We start from the raw sequence: 19,833 nt of genomic DNA on the forward strand, positions 1-19,833 counted from the left end.
AGGGGGAGGGAGGCCTCTCAGTCATCCAGTCCTTTTCCGTCTGCAAGGCTCCGTCGCTCCTGTCCTGGTAGGGACCGGAGAGGGGACCGGTGTAACGCAAGGAGCCGTTCATGGCCATTCACCCCGTTCGCTTTCCGCTCGATATTGCGCTGGGGGCGCGGGGTGGGCCGGAGCGCAGGACCGATGTGGTGCAGCTCGCCGGTGGCGGGGAAGCGCGCAATGGGCGCTGGGCGCAGTCACGGCGGCGCTTCAATGCCGGCTATGGCGTCAAATCGCGCGCCGATATGCAGGCCGTGCTGCAGTTCTTCGAGGAACGGCGCGGGCGCCTGCATGGCTTCTTGTGGCGGGACGGGCTCGATCATTCCTCGGGCGGCGACCCGCCAGGGCCGCTCGACCAGACCATCGGCACCGGCGACGGCGTGCGCACCAAGTTCGCCTTGTGCAAGCGCTATGGCGCCAATTTCGATCCCTATCTGCGCCCTATCACCAAGCCGGTGGCGGGCACGGTGCGGTTGTCGGTGGGCGGGGTGGAGCGCACCAGCGGCTGGAGCTGCGATGCAGCAACTGGCGTGGTGCAATTTGCCGTGGCCCCAGCCGCTGGGGCCGCGATCACGGCGGGGTTCCTGTTCGATGTGCCGGTGCGCTTCGACACCGATCGGCTCGATGTCGAGCTGACGAGCTTTGATGCCGCCTATCTGCCCGACATTCCCCTGGTGGAGATCTTGCCGTGAAAGTTCTGGATGCCGGACTGGCCGCCCATCTTGATGGGGGCGAAACTACGCTCGCCCACTGCTGGCGGATTACCCGAAGCGATGGGCTGGTGCTCGGCTTCACCGATCACGATCTGACCCTCGAGTTTGACGGCACGCAGTTTGTGCCCGCCCATGGGCTCGATGGCGGCGAAGCGCCGGCGCGGCTCGGGGCGGGGGTGGATACCAGCGAAGTGCTGGGTGTGCTCCATGCCGATGCCATCACCGAGGACGATATTCTGCTCGGGCGCTTTGATGGCGCCGAGGTCGAGACCTGGCGGGTGAACTGGACCGCACCCGAGGAGCGACTGCTGCTGCGGCGCGACACGATCGGGGAGATCGTGCGCGAGGATGGCGTGTTTCGCGCCGAACTGCGCTCACCCCAAAGCGGGCTCAACCGGACGGTGGGGCGCATCTATGGCGCGCTCTGCGATGCGGAACTGGGGGACGGCAGGTGCCGCGTCGATCTCGATGCGCCTGCCTTTCGCGCCGAGGCCACGGTGGTGAAGATCGAGGATGCCAACCGGCTGGTGGTAGCTGGGATCGAAGACTTTGCCGAGGGCTGGTTCGCCTTTGGCACGGCGCTGTGGGGCGGCGGCCGGCGCGTTGGCCTGCGCGATCGCGTCATTAGTCATGCGCGGGTGGGCAGCACGGATGTGCTGGGCTTTGCCGCGCCAGTCGGTGAATGGGTAATTCCGGGCGAGGCGCTGGAGCTTTGGGCCGGGTGCGACCGGCGCCTAGCCAGCTGCCGGGACAAGTTCGGCAATTCAGCCAATTTCCGCGGCTTCCCGCATATTCCCGGCAGCGACTTCGTGCTCCGCCATCCCCGCTCGGGTGATGCGCTGGATGGCCGGGCGGTGGTGCGATGAACCCCGATCTGGTGGTCGGGGCGGTGCGGCTGTGGCTGGGCACGCCCTATCGGCACCAGGCCTCGACCCTGGGCGCGGGCTGCGATTGCCTGGGGCTGTTGCGCGGCGTGTGGCGCAGCCTCCTCGGTGCTGAGCCCGTCAAGATGCCGCCGTATCGGGCCGACATGCGCGATCCCGGCCATGCGGGGGCGTTGCGGCAGGCGGCCGAGCAATGGCTGCTGCCGGCACCCGCGGCTCTGGAGGCGGGGCAGGTTGTGTTGTTCGCATTGGCGGGCGCAGCGCCGGCCAAGCATTGCGGCATTCTGGTGAGCCCCACCCGCTTCATCCATGCTCAGGAACGCCTGGGCGTCGTCGAAGCCAATCTGACCGAAGCCTGGGCGCGGCGCCTGGCCGGACGCTTCGTGTTTCCGGCGGCGGACTGACCGCGCTTTCATCTGATCTTGAGTACAAGGAGCCCTCATGGCGACAATGGCGCTTTCTTTGGCTGGCCAATTTGCCGGTGGCCTCGTGGGCGGGCCCTTTGGCGCGACGCTGGGCCGGGCGCTAGGCGCGCTCGCCGGCAGCGCGGTGGATGGCATGCTGTTCGGCGAGCGCGCGCCAAAGGGGGCAGGTGCCGATATCCGGCTGCAGGGCTCGAGCGAAGGCGGGGCGGTGGCGCGGCTTTATGGCTGGGGACGGCTCGCGGGCAACATCATCTGGGCGCGCGAACTCGAACTGCTCGCCGGTGAAGGGGCGGGCGCCAAGGGCATGCGCCAGGCCGAGGAAGACGAGGTGGCCGCCAGTTTTGCCGTCGCCTTTTGCGAAGGCGAGGTGCAGCATTTCGGGCGGATTTGGGCCGATGGGCAGTTGCTGGACCCCGAAGGGCTGACGCTGCGCTTTTACCATGGCACGGAGGACCAGCTGCCTGACGGGCTGATCGAAGCCACGCAAGGGGAGGGCTCGGCACCGGCTTATCGGGGGCTTTGTTATCTCGTGGTCGAGCAATTGCCGCTCGGCCGGTTCGGCAACCGCATTCCCCAATTGTCAGTGGAATTGTGCCGGGTGGTGGGGGACCTCGAGCGCGATATCCGAGCCATCACGGTGATCCCCGGAGCCACGGAATTTGGCTATGACCCGGTGCCGCGGGTGCGGGTGCTGGGGCCGGGCACGACAGTGGCCGAAAATGCCCATCTGTCGACCACCCGGAGCAACTGGACGCTGTCGCTCGACGAGCTGACGGCGCTGTGCCCCAATCTCGAGCATGTGGCGCTGGTGGTGGCGTGGTTCGGCGATGATCTGCGGGCGGGTCACTGCAAGGTCGGTCCGCGGGTGGAAAGCGCGGACCGGGTGATCGAGGGGGCGAGCTGGAGCGTCATGGGACTCGAGCGCGACGATGTGCCGGTGGTCTCGGTCCATGATGGCGGGCCCGCTTATGGCGGCACGCCGGCAGACAGCGCGGTGCTCGCAGCAATTGCCGACCTCAAAGCGCGGGGCCTCAAGGTCACGCTCTATCCGATCATCATGATGGACATCCCCGTCGGCAACACGCTGCCCGATCCTTATTGGGGCGGCACGGGGCAGCCGTCCTATAGCTGGCGCGGCCGGATCACCTGCGATCCCGCGCCCGGGCAGGCGGGATCGCCCTTTGGCACCACCGCAGCTGTGGCGCAGGCCGCCGCGTTCTTTGACGCCGGCTTTGCGCAGATGGCGCGCCACTATGCCGAACTGGCCGCGGAGGTGGGGGGCGTCGATGCGCTGCTGATCGGCTCGGAACTGGTGGGGATGACGGGGCTACGCGGCCCGGGCAACAGCTTTCCCTTCGTCGCCAAGCTCGTTGAGCTGGCGGCCGAGGTGCGCGCGATTGTGGGGCCCACAACCAAGCTCTCCTATGCCGCCGACTGGAGCGAATGGAGCGGGGTCGGCAGCGGGGGCGAGAAGTTCTTCCACCTCGATCCGCTCTGGGCGTCGCCCCATATCGATGCGGTCGGGATCGACAACTACATGCCGGGCGCCGATTGGCGGGATGGAACCGGGCATGCCGATGCGGCGCTGTCGGCGGGTGGGTATGATCTCGATTATCTAGCCAGTCATATCGCGGGTGGGGATGGGTTTGACTGGTATTATGCCAGCGACGCAGACCGGCAGGCGGGCATCCGCTCGCCCATCAGCGATGGCGCCTATCACGAGCCCTGGGTGTGGCGGTTCAAGGACCTCAAGGCTTGGTGGAGCAACCCGCACCACGACCGGCCCGGCGGGGTGCGCAACGGGGTGCCCACGGCCTGGGTGCCAGCCAGCAAGCCGATCTGGTTCACCGAACTGGGCTGTGGGGCGGTCGACAAGGGAGCCAACCAGCCCAATATTTTTGGCGACGAGAAAAGCGCTGAAAGCGGGCGGCCGTTCTTTTCGAGCGGCGCCCCCGATCCGCTGATCCAGCGGCAGTTCCTGCGCGCCCAGCAAAGGTTCTGGCGCGACCCGGCCAACAATCCGGCGGGGATGGTGGATGTCGGGCGCATTTATCTGTGGACCTGGGATGCCCGGCCTTATCCCGCCTTTCCGGCGTTGGACGAGATTTGGGCCGACGGCGTCAATCACCGCACCGGCCACTGGCTGACCGGACGACTGGGCGGCGCGAGCAGCCAGGAACTGCTGGCGGCGGTCGCGGCCGAGCATGGCGTCACGCTGACCGCCGAGCCGGCGCTGCCCTTTGTGGCGGGCTATCTGCTGGGCGATGCCAGCACCGGCCGTGAGGCGATCGAGCCGGTGCTCGAGGTGAGCGGCCTGCGCCTGCGCAGCCACGTCGATGGACTGCATGCCGGCCACCCCTTGCGCGGGGAGGCGGTGAGGATCGAGCCGGATGCGCTGGTGCGGGCCGAAGGGCCGGTGCTGTCGCGCCGGCGTGGTGATAGTGCCGAAGCGCCGGGGCGGCTGGCGCTGTCCTATCTGGATCGCGAGCGCGATTACCTGACGGGGACCGTGACGGCGATGCGGAGCGGGGCAGGGCCCCTGAGCGGGCAGTCGGTGGCGCTGGTGCTCGATGGCGCGGGGGCCCGGGTGGCTGCCGAAACCCTCTTGGGAGCAGCGGCTGCCCAGCGCGAAACCCTAACCTTCACCCTCGCGCCCGATCAGTTGGCACTTGAGCCTGGCGATCTCGTGCAGATCGCGGGCCTGGCCGAGGGGCCGTTCGAGATTAGCGAAATTCGCGATGGGCTGGCGCGGCAGGTGACGGCGCGCACTCTGCCTCATCCGATGCCGGTGACAACCGTCGGCGAGCAGCGGGCGCCCGCGAGCCAGGCTGTGCAGGCCCGCGCCTTGCCACTGGTGCTGGCAGCGCAACTGCCTGGATTGGGCCCCGACCCGCTGGCGACAAGGCTGGTGATCGGGGCCTTTGCCCGGCCCTGGCCGGGGGTAATCACTGTGGCCGATGAGGTCACCGGTGCCCCGGTAGCGCAGCTGCCGCGCGCGGCCGTTCTGGGCGAACTGGTCGCGAGCCTTCCCGCAGCAGCGGATGGACTGTGGGATGACACAAGCACGGTCGAACTCAGGCTGCATGGCGGCCATCTCGCCAGCGCGGCGGAAGGGGCGGTGCTGGCGGGCGCCAACCAGCTGGCGGTGCAAAGCCAGGCAGGAACCTGGGAGATCATCGGCTTTGCCCAGGCCGAGCTGCTCAGCGCTGGCCACTTCCGCTTGCACCGCCTGTTGCGCGGACAGGCGGGCACCGCTGGCACGATGGGTGACACCCCTGCCGGCGCGCCCGCGATGCTGCTGGATGGCCGGGTCGGGCGGGTGGAGCTTGAGCGGCAATGGCTGGGGCAGGAGCGCCTGCTGCGCTGTTACGCCGGAGCGGGCGACCTGACGGGCACGGAGCTCGATGTCGCCGTGACCAGCGCGCCCGCCTTGCCGCTGCCGCCAGCCGAACTCACGGCGGAGCGGGATAGTGCCACTGGAGCAATCGTGCTGCACTGGCGGCCGCGTCACCGGCTCGACGCCAATGGCGGGCAGGGCTTTGCCCCGTCGCCTGATCACCTGCCCGAAGCCTATCGGATCACGATCCGGGCAGGCACGGCGGTTCGGCGGGTCGTGGAAACCGGCGCGGCGCAGTGGAGCTACCCACTTGCCGACCAGCTCAGCGACTGGGGCGGTCCGGTCGCACAATTCCAATTTTCGGTGTGCCAGCTCAGCGCTGTGCTGGGCGAAGGCCATAAGGCGGAGGGCGTTTTCGGTGGCTGAAGAGCAGTTCGAGCGGTGTCTGGCGCAGGTGCTGCGCCATGAAGGCGGCTTTGCCGACCACCCCGATGATCCCGGTGGGGCAACCAATATGGGCATCACCCGGCAAACCCTCGCCGCCTGGCGCGGAGTGAGCCCGGCAACGGCGCTGCCCGTCGGGGCTGTCCGTAATTTGAGCCGGGCCGAAGCGGCGCAGATTTACCGCGCCCAATACTGGGCCCCCGTCGGCGCTGACACGCTGCCCTTGGGGCTAGACTTGGCGCTGTTCGATTTTGCCGTTCATTCGGGACCAAGCCGAGCCGTCAAGACGCTGCAGGCCGAACTGGGCGTGGCGCGGGATGGCGCCGTCGGCCCGGTCACCCTAAGGGCGGTGGGGCAGCGCGTTGCGCGCGAGGGCGTGGACGAACTGATCGATGCCCTGTGTGGACGCCGGCTGCAGTTCCTCTCGGAGCTTTCCACCTTTTCCGTGTTCGGCAACGGCTGGACCGCCCGCGTCGCCGCTATCCGGCAGACGGCGCTCGATTGGAGCCCGGCTGCCCCCATTCCCGCTAAAAACCGGAGCACGAGTATGACGTTTCTCAGTGGCTACAAGACCTATATCGTGGCGGCAATCATGCTGCTGACCGGGCTGGCGCAGGCGCTGGGGCTCGAGGTTCCGACGCTGCAAGGCAGTTCGGCGGGCCATTTGATGATGGAGGCGATCGCCGTGCTGTTGTTGCGTCGCGGCCTCAAGGCCAATGCCGCATCAACCTAATGCCCGTTGCGGCGTGGCGGGCCCGGAGAGCGGCAGCCACGCCGCCAATATTGGGACGGTGGGTCAGAACATCGGCAAGGTATTGAACCAAGGCACCGCTGACCTATTCATGTGACATTCAGTTATATGTTTTTAAGGTGGCGTTATGAGAACCATGAGTCCCAAACCACCCATGTCCGCCGCCCTTGCTTTAGCTGTTGTGCTTGCGCTTGCCTGGGTGGGTCCGGCCAGCGCCCAGGCGTGCCTTGATAAGCGCGAGATCCAGGAGGCGGTGTCGAGCGGGCAGATCATGTCGCTCAATGCCGTGCTCGCCTCCGCCGGGGTTGACCGCAATGCCGAAATCCTGAGCGTTCAGGTTTGCGACCAGGGCGGCAGGCTGGTTTATGTCATCGGCGTGCTCAGTCCCGATGGCGCCGCGCAGAACCTGGTTGTATCAGCGCAGTAACGGCAGCATTAGGGGCAATCCATGCGAATTTTAGTGGTCGAGGACGACACCAGTCTCAATCGCCAGCTCAAGGAAGCGCTGACTGACGCAGGCTATGCGGTGGATGTCGCCTTTGACGGCGAGGAAGGTCATTATCTCGGCGATACCGAGCCATACGACGCCGTGGTACTCGATATCGGCCTGCCACAGATGGACGGACTCTCGGTGCTGGAAAGCTGGCGGCGCGGGGGCAAGACCATGCCGGTATTGCTGCTGACGGCGCGCGATCGCTGGAGCGACAAGGTGCAGGGCATCGATGCGGGTGCCGACGACTATGTGGCAAAGCCCTTCCATATGGAAGAAGTGCTGGCACGGCTGCGAGCGCTGGTGCGCCGGGCGGCCGGGCTGGCCTCCAACGAAATCACCGCCGGCCCCGTGAGGCTCGATGTGCGTTCAGGGCGGGTAACTGTGGATGGGCAGGCGGTCAAGCTCACCAGCCATGAATTGCGGCTGCTAAGCTATCTAATGCACCACAAGGGCAAGGTTATCTCGCGTACCGAATTGACCGAGCACCTCTATGATCAGGACTTCGACCGCGACAGCAACACCATCGAAGTGTTTGTGGGGCGGCTGCGCAAGAAGCTGCCGGAGGATTGCATCCAGACCGTGCGAGGACTGGGTTATCAGATCGCCGAGGACTAGTGGGTGAGCACTGCTGCGGCAACGCTGAAGCGCAAGGGCTCGATAACGGCGTCCTTGTTCTGGCTGTCGGCCGGCTGGCTGGTTGTGGCGCTGGTCGCGACGGGCTTTTTGCTGTCCGATCTGTATTCGCGCGCCCTCGACACCAGCCTATCGGACACGCTCGATTTCCATCTGGAAAGCTTGGCCGGCGCCTTGCTGGAATCAGGTGATCCGACCAGCAACGCCATTTCTTTGGCCGATCCCCGCTTTGATCGGCCCCGCTCGGGCTGGTACTGGGTAATTCGCGATGCCAACGGCACCCTGTACAATCTCTCGACCTCGGTCGTGGGTATTGATCTGCCCGTGATGATGGGCCCGCCCGATGCGCTGGGCCGCCGCACGGCAGTGATGGATGACGCCTTTGGCACCAATATGCGGGTGGTGGAGCGCACGATTACGCTTGCCCCGACCACTTACCAGGTGGTGGTGACCGGCAATCTCAGCGAAATCCTGCAGCTGGTGGATGAATTTCGCGGCCAGGCCTTTGTGGTGCTGGGGGCCGTTGGCGTAATGCTGGCGATCATGAGCGCCATTGTGGCGCGCATTGCCATGCGCCCGATTGCGCGCCTGAGCCAGTCGATCGAGGCCGTGCGCTCTGGAGAGAGCGGAGCGGTGACCGGCACCTATCCGGTGGAAATCGCGCCGCTGGCCGAAGAGGTCAACGAATTGCTGCGCTCCAATACGCAGATAATCGAGCGCGCCCGCAACCAGGTCGGCAATCTGGCCCATGGGCTCAAGACGCCTATTGCCGTGTTGCGCAACGAGGCCGAAACTCGCCAAGGCGCGCTAGCCGATGTGGTGCTCGCCCAAACCGACAAGATGAGCGGCCTCGTGGCCACTTATCTCGACCGGGCGCGACTGGCGGCGCGCACCTCGGTGGTTGGCAAGCGGGCCGACCCGGCGGCCGTGCTGTTGCGGTTGACGCGGGTGATGGGCAAGATCCACCCCAATATCGATGTGCGCTACGATCCGCCCGGTGGGGCAGTCCCGTGGTTCCGCGGCGACGAAGCCGATCTCGAGGAGATCACGGGCAATCTGCTGGATAATGCCTGCAAGTGGTCAAAGGGGGAGGTGCGGGTTCGGCTGGCCAGCGAGCAGGGCGACACCGCTACGAGCCTGTTGATCCGCATCGAGGACAACGGCCCCGGCCTGTCCGAGGAGGATGCTCAGAAAGTGTTGCGCCGCGGCGTCAGATTGGACGAGAAGACGCCGGGAAGCGGGCTAGGGCTGGATATCGTCAAGGAACTGGTTGATGTGTATGGCGGCAGCCTGCAGCTCAAGCGTTCGGCGCTGGGCGGGTTGCTGGCAGAACTGCGGTTGCCGACGGTGCGCTCCTCGAGTGCTGCCAAAGGCTGACGCATTTCCGCCACATTGCGTCCCAACAAGCACTTACCCCTTCGCGAGAGCCCGCAGATGAACCGTTTAGCATTCCTGGTACTGCCGTTATTGCTGTCGAGCCTTGCCGCTTGTTCGAGCACCGGAACCACGACCCAGGCGGTGCAAACAGCCCCCGTTGTCCAGGCGCCAGTAATCGCCGCGCCAACGACGCCAAGCCCGGCGCAGACTACCCAGCAGGCGATGCTAACCACCAGCATTGCCAATGGCTTTGTGGATCCGGCAGCGCTGGCCCTGATGTCCTCAAAGGATTCGGCAGAAGCCAACAGCGCCCAGTTCTATGCGCTACAGTTCGGGCGCCCCGGCGCACCACGCCAGTGGGCGGGCGACAAGGGTGCAACCGGTGCGGTGAGCGTAGGCCCCTATGTGCGGGTCAACAACCTCGATTGCCGCGACTTCACTCACTCGGTCAAGATCGGCGGGCAGGACTATACCCGCAAGGGCACAGCCTGCCGCGAGCAGAACGGTAACTGGGTCGTCGAGCGCGGCGCGGCCTGATCGCGTCGGTGCAGCAGGGATTGTTTACCGAACGCGGTTAGCATTGGAGGGTCATTCCTCCAATGCACGCCCGTTTCATGGCCCAAGCTGCTTTGCGCACCGACCCCACGGCCCCGCCATCGCGATTGGGCGGCGACGCGGTCATGCCGGCGCCCGTTTTTGGCGGCCTGCTCGACCCGGTACTGGTTGAGCATCGGCTGGCCTTTGCCTCATCAAGTTGCATTGCGCGGCAAGACGCCAGCACGATATGGCGCTTTGTTGTTCGCGACCTTTGTCCCGACCTGATCCCGCTCGCTGCGCGTGATGGACAGCCCTACGGAGCTGACGAGTTCCAGGCTGTAGTGGCTGTGGTAGCTGACCGCATCCGCGCTGCCATGAGGGCAGCGGCGCGAGACCCCGAAGCGGCCCGGCGCCTTGGAGCGCAGTTGGGCGGCGAGGCTGGTTTGGCGGCGCTGCCCCTGGTGCTGACAGGCTTGCGGGGCTGGCCGCTGCTCGGCAAGGCGCACGCGCTAGGTCAGGCGATCAACGCCATCAGCGATGATGGGGCAATGGGGAGGGCCCTTGGGGCGCTGCCGCTCGCTGATCCGCCGCTTGCGGCGCTGCTGTTTCACGCCATCCTCACCGGGATCAGCAATCCAGCGCGAATGGTGTTGGCGGCGATCAAGGCCGCGGGCGGGGCAGGAGAGGCGCGTCTCAGCCAGGCGGGGTTTGCCCCGCTGGTGGAAGCCTCGTTCGCCCATGCCCAGCAGCAGGCGCTGGGCCTGCAGCCGCAAAGCGGGTTCGCCGACATGGATCTGGCGTGTCAGCGTCTTGAGCGCTACCACCGCTTGCTCCGGGCCTTAACCGCCAATATCGAATTTGCCCGGGCCAGTCGCTGGAGCGGGATGCCGAACGGCATTATCAAACTAGCATCCGAGCGGGTCGAAGACCGGCTGCGCGACGTGGTGCCGGACCTGAATTCCGCCCTGCGACGCGCCCGGTCGGGGGCGGATCGTCTGGACGCCGATCGCATGCTGGCGGCGATCAACGGGATCTATCTCGTCGCCGCAATCCGCGCCTGTCGGGAGTCGCTGGCGGTCAACGCGCTTTTCGATCAGGTTTGGGCGCAATCGGGCGAAGCGCTTGAGCTGCACTGCAAGCACAATCTTGAACTGCTGCAGACAGATCCGCATAACCCCATCATTGCCGCGCGGCTGGATGGCGCCATCACCATGGCGCAGGTGCGTTTCAATCCTGCCTATGCCGAAACGCTACGCCGCGCCCGTGCCACGGCCGAGCGCCGCAGCTAGATCCATGTCGTCGCCATAGGGCGCGACAAGGCGGATGGGGATGGCCCCGCCGTGATCGCGCAGGCTCGCCCACTCACCGACTTGCGCCCCTGGCTTGCCGATCAGGGCGATGGCGCCGCCATCGAGTGCAGCCACGACAACGCCGATGGCGTTCCGCGGATCGCTCCGGTCCGAGGCGAGGTGGATCAAGGCGCCCCGATCCAGCGCCCGAGCTTCGCCCGGCGCCACTAGCCAGAGCTTGGGGTCGTTGCCAAAGCGCCCGGCAAGGAATGGTGGCACCAGTCCAGCCTGGCTCTGCCGACCAGGTGGCACTGCTGGTGTGGCGTCCCCCAAAGGAATCACCGCCGCGCGCTCTTGGGCGACGTGGCCGGCGCTTTCGGCTGGAATTGTTCCGAGCTGAACCGCGGCCGCGACTTCCGCCACGCCAAGAGACTGGGCATCGGCCAAGCTCCCCTTAGGGCGGGGACGATGCAGGAGCCAGCCTCGCAAATTGTCAGTGGCGGAGTCAGCGGCAGGCGCAACCACATGCAGCCCACTTTCGCTCAAAAAAGCCTTGTCCGGCAGGGCTGCGGCTTGCAGCGAGATAGGCGTTGGCGCATCGGGGGTTTCATACAAGGGGTCGATCAGGCGCTCCTCCACCTTGGGGCGCTGCTGCCCGGTCAGCGCATAAACAGCATCGGCGCCACTCATCATGCAAGCCTGCCGGCTGAGATATGCGCCTGCCGCACCTGCAAGCGCGATGCCGGGCAAGGTGCCCTTGGGCACGAGGCGCGCGGTGGTTCCATCCCAGGTGCTGGCCCCGCCCGCCATGTGCCAAAGGCCCAGGTCTGGCTGGAAGCCGCCACAGACCAGGACGCGGTCAACGGCAAAAGGAGCCTCTTGCCGGCCCAAGTTGCCAAGTGCGAGTTGGGGAACGGCGCGCAAACCGCGCTCGCGTTCGCCCGGCTCAATGCTCCCGAGCAGGGTGCCCGGTGCCATGGTGATGCCATAGGCCTTGCAGAATTCAATGAAGCGCGATTGCGGCTGCGGGCGCGCGTCAAGCGTGCGGCGCACTGTTATGCCCGCATCGCTGGCCAGCATGGCCAAGCGATAAGCTGCATTGCTGACGGTCGCCACCAGGGCCGACTGGCCCGGCCAAACCCCGTAGCGGTACGCAAGTTCAAATGCGTCAAGCGTCGTCATGACGCCAGGCAGCCGGTTGCCCGAAAAGATCGGCAGGCGTTCAATCGTTCCGGTGGCCAGCACGATGTTCGGAGCCGCAAAATCCAGCACCTGGCTGGTCCAACTCCCCCCATCCTCCTCCACCACATGCGCCCGTACAAGGCCCGGTGCTGCGGCAAAGGCTTGGGCGCGGGTGACAATGCGGATTTTGCCGGTTTGCTGAATGGCCGCGACAAGCCGGGAAATGCTCTCGTCGGGAGTTTCCTCGCCCTCTTGCGTGCCAAACAGGCGCGCCGAACCGCCAAGATAACGCGATGATTCCAACAAGGTGACGCCAAGGCCCAGAACCAGGCCCGTCAGTGCCGCCGTCATCCCCGCGACCCCACCGCCCACCACAAGGAGATCAGAGGGGGCAGCAGGCGTGGGACCCTGATTGCGCCAGGCTTCGGGCAAGGCGTCGAGGCGATCCAGCTGCAGGTCCAGCGAGCGGGAAGGGCCGAGCAGGCGACGCACCCTGCCGAGCGGTGACGTGCCTGAGGGCCCTGCGGGATCGGTGACCATCTCGGCGCCATTGACCGCCGGCGCCTGCTGCATCGGCACGGCCGGTCCGCGCGAGCCCGTGGAACTGATAACCGAAACGGCAGGAGCAAAGCGCGGGCCAAGCCCCAAAGGGCTTCCGCCAAAGCGGCCTAGCCCCTCAATGCCACTCGCGAGGGCCGCGCTGAGCACGGTGTCGCCTTCAAAGCCCTCCACCTCATATCCGTTGAGCTGGAACTGCAGAGGGCGGCTTCGATCGATCTGGGTGCCGGCAAAACTGTGGCCGCCTGCAGGGTCGAGCCTGTTGGGATGTTGGCTCAAGACGTCGCCTCCAATGCAGCAACACCAAACTCCGTCACCACCGAGCTTTGCGTCGAGCGCGCCGGGGTGCGGGCCTCGATCCAGCTTGCTTCCTGGGGCCTCGCCACGCCAGCTAGCCAGCGCGCGAACGCCGGAGCGAGGAACGCGCCCGCGGTGCCAAGCCCTGCCAGGATGGTGGGTCCGGTTTGGCTGATGCGACCGACCAGCGGAGCGCTATCTGGGCCAGCGACAGCATGGTAGCGGGCCTGGCCAACCTGCACCCAGCCCGATTGTGGGCCGGTGACCTGGCGCAGGGACGGGGCAAGCTCATCAACCCCGCCGTCGCCTACTCCCGAAACGCCCCCACCGGCTGTTTGCACCACAACCATGTCTCGATCCAGTTGAAGCACCAGCGGCGCCGCAAGTTGCGGCAGCGCCCGGAGCAGCAGGGTAGCGCGCGGACGCAAAGCCGCGAAGGTCGCAAGCTCGGCAGGCGGCACATTGCCCAAAATGGCTTCATCATCGGCAAGGACAAGATGATTCGCCCGCGCCTGCCACTCCTCGCTCCACAGGGTGCCTCCACCATCCCCGTCAACGGAGATATGCGCCAACGATGCCTCGAGATAAGTCACCCCTTGCGCTGCCCCCCAACTCGCAAGGCCTGGCTGCAACGCCGGCCGGTGCAGCAGGGCGACGTCGCGCAAGATCCAGCCTTGCTGGCTGCCACGCAAGCTCGAAAGGGGCACCGGCTCGACCTCGTGGCCAAAACCCTGCGCTATGTGCCGGATATGGTCGAGCGCCGCCACTCCTTCGGGCTCCTCGCTGATGAACAGCGGATTGGCGCGCGACCAGCTTTCGCGCCCGGCTGCCTTGCTGATCGTCCGAAGGGTTTCGGGCACGGTTTGGTCGAGCAGCGCCCATGTTTCTGGCCGGGTCAGGGCACCCGCCGAAAGGTCAAAGCCCCGCGGCAGGCGCAGGCCGGACTGTCGCTCGCCGACCTGGATCACGCGGCGGCGATGTTGACCCGCCAGCAGGCCGGCCAACAGCATGGCCAAAGGGGTCGAGCCCACGACGGCAATGTCGAATTGTGTCGCGATCATTGGCGGTCACCAGCCAGGGCCTGTGGCAAACCGTCCCCCTCAAGCCTGCGTGTTTTGGTGGTTTTTCGCCACAGTGCGCTTATAGATGACTCTCCCGTGCCGCGTGCCGGCGCCAAGCATCCAGGGCCCATGCTTTTCTGGTTCATCGCCACTGCCGTTACTGCCATTGCCTGCGCTGCGCTGTTTTACGCAGGGGCAGGTCACAGGGTCAACGCGACGCGGCCCCAATTCGCCGCAGCCGATTCACACTTTGCTACAGTTCTGGCGCGCATCGAGGCCGATGAGGCTTCCGGTCTGCTCGGCGCTGCCGAAGCGGCAGGCGCCAGGGCGGAACTGGCGCGAGAAGTGCTGCGTGCAGAGAACGAGGCCCGCCGCCCTGCAGCTGGCAGGGGCGAGCTGACCCGCACTCCCTTGTTGCTCGGGCTCGGGGCAATCGCTGCAATTTCGCTGGGGACCTATGGATTTCTAGGGAGCCCCAACCTGCCGAGCCAGCCACTGGCTGGGCGCGCTGCGCCGGTAGCGGAGCCAGTCGATATCAACGCTGCAGTCGCGCGCATTGAAGCACAACTCGCCCAGCGGCCCGACGATCTGCGGGGCTGGACCGTGATTGCGCCCGCCTATGTTGATCTTGGCCGGTTGGAAGATGCGGAGCGGGCCTATCGGCGCGTTCTTGAGTTAGGCGGAGCAACGCCCGATGTGCAAACCAAGCTAGCCGAGGTGCTGATCCTGCAGGCTGACGGCGCGGGGTCGGCAGAATCGATGCAACTGCTGCAAGCGGCCGCGGCGAGCGATCCCAACCATGTGCTTTCGCGCCTTTATCTTGCGGCCGAACTCACCCGCACGGCCAAGTACGAGGAAGCTGTCGCGGCTTGGCGCGAAGCGCTTGCATTGTCCCAAGGCGGCGAAGGGTGGCTGCCGGCGGCCCAGCAGGGGCTGGCAGTAGCGTTGAACGGCGGACAAGCTCCGGCCGAGGCCGCTCAATCGGAGATGATCGGGCAAATGGTTTCCGGCCTGGCCGCGCGACTGAACGCCGATGGCGGTTCGCCCGAAGAGTGGACGCAGTTGGTGCGCGCCTATCTGGTGCTGGAGGACCGCGAGGCGGCTCAGAGCGCCTATGACGCGGCCGTAGCGGCTTATCCGCAAGCCTTTGATCGTGGCGAACTCGACACCATTGCCCTGGATGCCGGGCTGACAACACCGGGAGCCACGCGATGACAGTGTCCGCAACCCTGCGCAAAAAAGGCTGGAGTCGCAAGCAGAAGCGCCTCGCGGTGATTGGGGGGCTGGCTGTTGTGGTCGCGCTCGCAACCACCTTGGTGCTGGTCGCATTGCGCGACCAGATCGTGTTTTTCTATGCGCCGTCCGATATTGTTGCCCGGCAGGTGCAGCCCGGCCAGGCGATCCGCGTGGGTGGTCTAGTCAAGGAAGGCAGTTGGGTGCGGGACGGGCAGAACAATAGCTTTGTGGTAACCGATAACCAGAACGAGATTGCCGCCAACTATACTGGCATCTTGCCCGATCTGTTTCGGGAAGGGCAGGGCGTGGTCGCTGAGGGCAGCCTTGGACCCGATGGCACCTTCAAGGCCAGCAATGTTCTGGCCAAGCACGACGAGAATTATGTTCCCAAGGAAGTGGTCGAAGCGCTCAAAAAACAGGGCGAGTGGCGGCCCGAACCAGCGGTCGCAAACTGATGGCGATTGAACTCGGACATTTCGCGCTAATACTTGCCTTTGCTATCGCCACCGTTTCGGCGGTGGGCGGCTTTGCGTTGCGTCCGGGCGGAGAGCGGCTGGCGCTGGTATTGAGCCAGGGGGCAGTGCTGCAGTTCGTGCTGGTGGCAGTGGCCTTCGCAGCCCTGATCCAGGCCTTCGTCAGCTCCGATTTCTCGCTGGCACTGGCGGTCAACAACTCCCATTCGCTCAAGCCGCTCTTGTTCAAGATTTCAGGGGTATGGGGCAATCATGAAGGCTCCATGGTCCTCTGGATCCTGATCCTTGTGCTGTTTGGCGCTCTCGTCGCTGCCTTCGGCCGGGGGTTGCCGCCCGACCTACTGGCGCTGGTGCTGGCTACGCAAAGTCTGTTGGCCGCCGCCTTCGGGGGCTTTACGCTCTTTACCTCCAACCCCTTCGCGCGGATGGTGCCCGCGCCGCTGCAGGGCCGCGACCTCAACCCGGTGCTGCAGGATATCGGGCTCGCCATTCATCCGCCGCTGCTCTACGCCGGCTATGTGGGCTTCTCGATCTGCTTTTCCTTTGCGGTTGCGGCGTTGATTTCGGGCCGCATCGACCAGGCCTGGGCCCGCTGGGTGCGGCCCTGGACCATGCTCAGCTGGACCTTTTTGACCTTGGGCATCGCCATGGGCTCCTACTGGGCCTATTACGAGCTGGGTTGGGGTGGCTGGTGGTTTTGGGACCCGGTGGAAAATGCCAGCTTCATGCCCTGGCTCGCTGGCACGGCACTGCTGCATTCTGCGCTGGTGATGGAGAAGCGCAACGCGCTCAAGATCTGGACGATCTTTTTGTCCATCATCACCTTTTCCCTGTCACTGCTTGGCACCTTCCTGGTGCGCTCGGGCATTCTGACATCGGTGCATACCTTTGCCAGCGATCCCACCCGGGGGCTGGTGATCCTGACGCTGCTGGCTGTTGTGATCGGTGCCGCATTCACGCTCTTTGCGCTGCGCGCTTCGACGCTGCGCCAAGGTGGGCTGTTTGCGCCGATCAGCCGCGAAGGCGCGCTGATCCTCAACAATCTGTTCCTTGCGACGGCGGTGGGTGCCATTCTCGTCGGCACGCTTTATCCATTGGTGCTTGATGCGCTTGGCGGCACAACCATTTCCGTGGGTGCCCCCTTCTTCAACCTGACCTTTGGTGCATTGATGTCGCCGCTCCTGCTGATCCTGCCTTTCGGGCCGCTGCTGGCCTGGAAACGGGCCGATGTGGTGAACGCCGCACAGCGCTTGCTGGGCGCCGGGGCGCTAGCGATTTTTGTCACCATCCTGGTCGCTTCCCTGAGCGGCCGCTCCATCTCGCTAGCCCCGCTTGGGCTGCTGCTTGGCTTCTGGGTGGCTTTCGGGGCCGTCGCCGAGCTGGTCGACCGCGGGCGGATCGGACGCATCCCGCTGCGCGAAAGTGTACGGCGTCTGGTGGGACTGCCGCGTTCGGCCTGGTCAACAGCCATCGCGCATTTCGGGGTTGGCGTAACCGTGCTGGGCATCGTGGCGACATCCGCTTGGCAGACGGAACTCGTCACCACCCTTGACCCCGGCGAAACCGCCGAACTGTCCGGCTACAAGGTCGGGTTCGACGAGTTCGCCGAGCTAGCGGGTCCAAACTACCGCGCCGAGCAGGGGCATTTCACCATCACGGCACCCAATGGTGGCACCCGTCCGCTGGTGGCCGAACGGCGCATCTACAGCGCCAGTGGCATGACCACCACGGAAGCGGCGATCGGCACTTATGGGTTCTCCCAGCTCTATCTGCAGCTGGGTGAGCCGCTGGACAACACGCATGTGGTTCGGATCTGGCACAAGCCTTACATCACCCTGATCTGGCTGGGGGCCGTGCTGATGGCTGGGGCAGGGGTCTTGTCCTTGTCCGATCGCCGCCAGCGCATCGGGGCTCCACGCCGTACTGCCAAGGCAGTGCCGGAGCCAGCCGAATGAGTTGGTTGCGCGTGCTCATGATGCTGTGTGGATTGCTGCTGGCACTGCCCGCAGCTGCGGTAGGGCCGGATGAGATTCTACCCGACCAGGCGCTGGAGAGCCGGGCCCGCGACATCTCGGCGGGCCTGCGGTGCCTCGTATGCCAGAACCAATCCATTGACGACAGCGATGCCGACCTCGCCCGGGACTTGCGGCTTCTCGTGCGTGAGCGTCTGGTGGCGGGGGACAGCGACGAGGCGGTGCGGCAGTTCGTTGTCGATCGCTATGGTGAATATGTGCTACTGGCCCCGCGCTTTGGCGCCCATACGCTGCTATTGTGGGCAGCCGGGCCGCTGCTGCTGCTGGTGGGCACGGCCGGAGTCTGGCTTGCTGCTCGCCGACACCGGGGCGCCGGGCAGGGCGGCGATCTTACTGATGATGAAGTGGCAGCACTGGAGCGGCTGCGGCAGTCCAAAGCTGAGCGTTAGCGAGCTCTCACCTTACGAAAGTTTAATCCGAGCGCAACGTCGCCGAAAGGCGGTGCATTCCATATGTATCGCACAGGCTTATGAAACGGCCTTTCCAAGGAGACGAATCCCAATGCGCTCAACTATTCTTACTCGGACGCGGCGTTGGCTCGGGGCCTCGGCCCTGGCACTGACGGTAGCTGTCGGCGGCGTATCCACCGCTTTCGTGATGACCGGCCAGGCAGCTAATGCCCAGGTTCAAAACAGTGCACAAATCATCGTACCACCCGTGGAGCAGCCGCAGCAGGGCTTTGCCGACCTGGTGGAAGCGGTCAAGCCAGCGGTGGTTTCGATTCTGGTTGAGGCCGAAGCGGCTGGCCAGGCAGCTCAGCGGGGCGGTCAGTTCAATTTCAACATGCCGGACCTGCCAGAAGGGCATCCATTCCGTGACTTCTTCGACCAGTTCAGCGACCGCTTTGGGTCTGATGGTCGAGGGCAGGGCTCCGAAAACATGCCGCGGCCGCGGCCCTATATGGCGGCGGGTTCTGGCTTTGTGATCTCGGGTGACGGCTATGTCGTTACCAACAATCACGTGGTCGAAAATGCCACCAAGGTGACCGTCGTTTTCGATGACGGCACCGAGCAAACGGCCGAGATCGTCGGCACCGATGAGCGCACCGACCTTGCCGTGCTCAAGATCGAGGGTACGGACCTGCCCTTCGTGAACTTCGAAGGCGAGCCGAGCCGCGTTGGCGACTGGGTGGTTGCTGTCGGCAATCCCTTTGGTCTGGGCGGCACCGTGACCGTTGGCGTGATCTCCGGTTCGGGCCGCAATATCGGCGGCTCCGGCTATGGCGATTTCCTGCAGATCGACGCGGCCGTCAACACCGGCAACTCGGGCGGCCCTGCCTTTAACACCAGGGGCGAAGTGGTGGGCGTCAACACCGCCATCTACTCCCCCAATGGCGGCAATGTCGGCATCGCCTTTGCCATTCCCGCAGCCACGGTCAAGACCATTGTCGGCCAACTGATCGAGGACGGTTCGGTGACCCGCGGTTATCTGGGCGTGTCCATTCAGGACGTGACCAAGGATATCGCCGACAGCGTGGGCCTGCCTAATGCTGCGGGGGCGATCGTGCGTGATGCCGCTCCCGATGGACCAGCCGCCCCCGCAGGCGTTCGCTCTGGCGACATCATCATCCAGGTGGATGGTGAGCCCATCGACGACGCACTGGACCTGAGCCGCACGATTGCGGGCAAGGCTCCGGACTCCACGGTTGAGCTGACGATTTGGCGCGATGGCGCTGAAACCAAGCTTTCCGTCCAGCTCGAGACCTTGACCGAGGAAACGGCCCAGAACGACACCGAACAGGCGCCAACCACTCCCGAGCAACAGCCAGCGCAATCGAGCGAGGGCCTGACCCTGGTGCCCAATGGTGACGGCTCGGGCGGTCTGCTGATCCAGGAGGTTGATCCCGAAAGCCCTGCGGCGGAACGTGGTTTTGCAGTTGGCGATGCAATCCTTGAAGTCGACAACAAGCCTGTCGAAACCGTTGAGGATTTCCAAGCCGCCATTGCCGGCGTCAAGGATCGCGGGCTCAATACTGCCCTGGTCAAGGCCAGTCGTGATGGTGAAGCCCGCTTCATCGGTCTGCCACTAAGCGAATAAACCCGCTACGGTCCCGGGGCAGCCGCTCCGGGAC

At 65.5% G+C, this 19,833-nt stretch carries 17 protein-coding genes; 15 read left to right on the plus strand and 2 right to left on the minus strand.

Annotated elements, in window-relative coordinates; genetic code table 11:
* Positions 1-110: 110 nt before the first annotated feature.
* From HRU92_RS01765 to HRU92_RS01810, 10 genes are all read left to right on the plus strand, one after another.
* Complete coding sequence (locus tag HRU92_RS01765) at positions 111-731, plus strand: DUF2460 domain-containing protein (protein ID WP_172122766.1); 621 nt, start codon at positions 111-113, stop codon at positions 729-731.
* Positions 728-1,618: a DUF2163 domain-containing protein gene (locus HRU92_RS01770; RefSeq protein WP_172122767.1), complete on the plus strand. Its 891-nt coding sequence runs from the start codon at positions 728-730 to the stop codon at positions 1,616-1,618. The genes HRU92_RS01765 and HRU92_RS01770 overlap by 4 nt, the downstream gene beginning before the upstream one ends.
* On the plus strand, positions 1,615-2,040 hold the full coding sequence (locus tag HRU92_RS01775; RefSeq protein ID WP_173087468.1) for an NlpC/P60 family protein: 426 nt from the start codon (positions 1,615-1,617) through the stop codon (positions 2,038-2,040). The genes HRU92_RS01770 and HRU92_RS01775 overlap by 4 nt, the downstream gene beginning before the upstream one ends.
* A gap of 37 nt (positions 2,041-2,077) precedes the next feature.
* Complete coding sequence (locus HRU92_RS01780; protein ID WP_173087470.1) at positions 2,078-5,824, plus strand: glycoside hydrolase/phage tail family protein; 3,747 nt, start codon at positions 2,078-2,080, stop codon at positions 5,822-5,824.
* Positions 5,817-6,575 (plus strand): glycoside hydrolase family 108 protein, encoded by a 759-nt coding sequence (locus HRU92_RS01785; protein ID WP_173087472.1) that lies wholly within the window; start codon positions 5,817-5,819, stop codon positions 6,573-6,575. The genes HRU92_RS01780 and HRU92_RS01785 overlap by 8 nt, the downstream gene beginning before the upstream one ends.
* Before the next feature lie 145 nt (positions 6,576-6,720).
* On the plus strand, positions 6,721-7,020 hold the full coding sequence (locus HRU92_RS01790) for a hypothetical protein (RefSeq protein ID WP_127752376.1): 300 nt from the start codon (positions 6,721-6,723) through the stop codon (positions 7,018-7,020).
* 21 nt (positions 7,021-7,041) lie between these two features.
* Positions 7,042-7,701 carry a response regulator transcription factor gene (locus HRU92_RS01795; RefSeq protein WP_127752377.1) on the plus strand — a complete coding sequence of 220 codons (660 nt, stop codon included), beginning with the start codon at positions 7,042-7,044 and terminating at the stop codon, positions 7,699-7,701.
* 3 nt (positions 7,702-7,704) lie between these two features.
* Entirely contained in the window at positions 7,705-9,096 is a 1,392-nt protein-coding gene (locus HRU92_RS20815) for a HAMP domain-containing sensor histidine kinase (RefSeq protein ID WP_172122772.1), read from the plus strand.
* A gap of 57 nt (positions 9,097-9,153) precedes the next feature.
* Positions 9,154-9,633 carry a hypothetical protein gene (locus HRU92_RS01805; RefSeq protein WP_172122773.1) on the plus strand — a complete coding sequence of 160 codons (480 nt, stop codon included), beginning with the start codon at positions 9,154-9,156 and terminating at the stop codon, positions 9,631-9,633.
* Between the two features lie 77 nt (positions 9,634-9,710).
* Positions 9,711-10,922, plus strand: coding sequence for a hypothetical protein (locus tag HRU92_RS01810; RefSeq protein WP_172122774.1), 1,212 nt, complete (start codon positions 9,711-9,713; stop codon positions 10,920-10,922).
* Here HRU92_RS01810 and HRU92_RS01815 read toward each other — a convergent pair.
* Positions 10,884-12,941 carry an FAD-dependent oxidoreductase gene (locus HRU92_RS01815; RefSeq protein WP_172122775.1) on the minus strand — a complete coding sequence of 686 codons (2,058 nt, stop codon included), beginning with the start codon at positions 12,939-12,941 and terminating at the stop codon, positions 10,884-10,886. The genes HRU92_RS01810 and HRU92_RS01815 overlap by 39 nt on opposite strands.
* Positions 12,938-14,020 (minus strand): hypothetical protein, encoded by a 1,083-nt coding sequence (locus tag HRU92_RS01820; protein WP_172122776.1) that lies wholly within the window; start codon positions 14,018-14,020, stop codon positions 12,938-12,940. The genes HRU92_RS01815 and HRU92_RS01820 overlap by 4 nt, the downstream gene beginning before the upstream one ends.
* 129 nt (positions 14,021-14,149) lie before the next feature.
* Between HRU92_RS01820 and ccmI the strand changes: the two genes are divergently transcribed.
* The 5 genes from ccmI to HRU92_RS01845 all read left to right on the plus strand — a co-directional run bounded on the left by ccmI (position 14,150) and on the right by HRU92_RS01845 (position 19,799).
* Entirely contained in the window at positions 14,150-15,235 is a 1,086-nt protein-coding gene (gene ccmI / locus HRU92_RS01825; protein ID WP_172122777.1) for a c-type cytochrome biogenesis protein CcmI, read from the plus strand.
* Positions 15,232-15,711: a cytochrome c maturation protein CcmE gene (ccmE, locus tag HRU92_RS01830; RefSeq protein ID WP_127752383.1), complete on the plus strand. Its 480-nt coding sequence runs from the start codon at positions 15,232-15,234 to the stop codon at positions 15,709-15,711. Before ccmI ends, ccmE begins: the two co-directional genes overlap by 4 nt.
* Positions 15,711-17,684, plus strand: coding sequence for a heme lyase CcmF/NrfE family subunit (locus tag HRU92_RS01835; RefSeq protein WP_172122778.1), 1,974 nt, complete (start codon positions 15,711-15,713; stop codon positions 17,682-17,684). Before ccmE ends, HRU92_RS01835 begins: the two co-directional genes overlap by 1 nt.
* The gene (locus HRU92_RS01840) at positions 17,681-18,151 is read left to right on the plus strand and encodes a cytochrome c-type biogenesis protein (protein WP_210258520.1); all 471 of its coding nucleotides are present in this window, start codon (positions 17,681-17,683) and stop codon (positions 18,149-18,151) included. The genes HRU92_RS01835 and HRU92_RS01840 overlap by 4 nt, the downstream gene beginning before the upstream one ends.
* A gap of 112 nt (positions 18,152-18,263) precedes the next feature.
* The gene (locus HRU92_RS01845; RefSeq protein ID WP_172122779.1) at positions 18,264-19,799 is read left to right on the plus strand and encodes a Do family serine endopeptidase; all 1,536 of its coding nucleotides are present in this window, start codon (positions 18,264-18,266) and stop codon (positions 19,797-19,799) included.
* The last annotated feature ends 34 nt before the right edge of the window (positions 19,800-19,833 follow it).

It is taken from the genome of Devosia sp. 1635, assembly GCF_013185955.1.
Classification (GTDB): domain Bacteria; phylum Pseudomonadota; class Alphaproteobacteria; order Rhizobiales; family Devosiaceae; genus Devosia.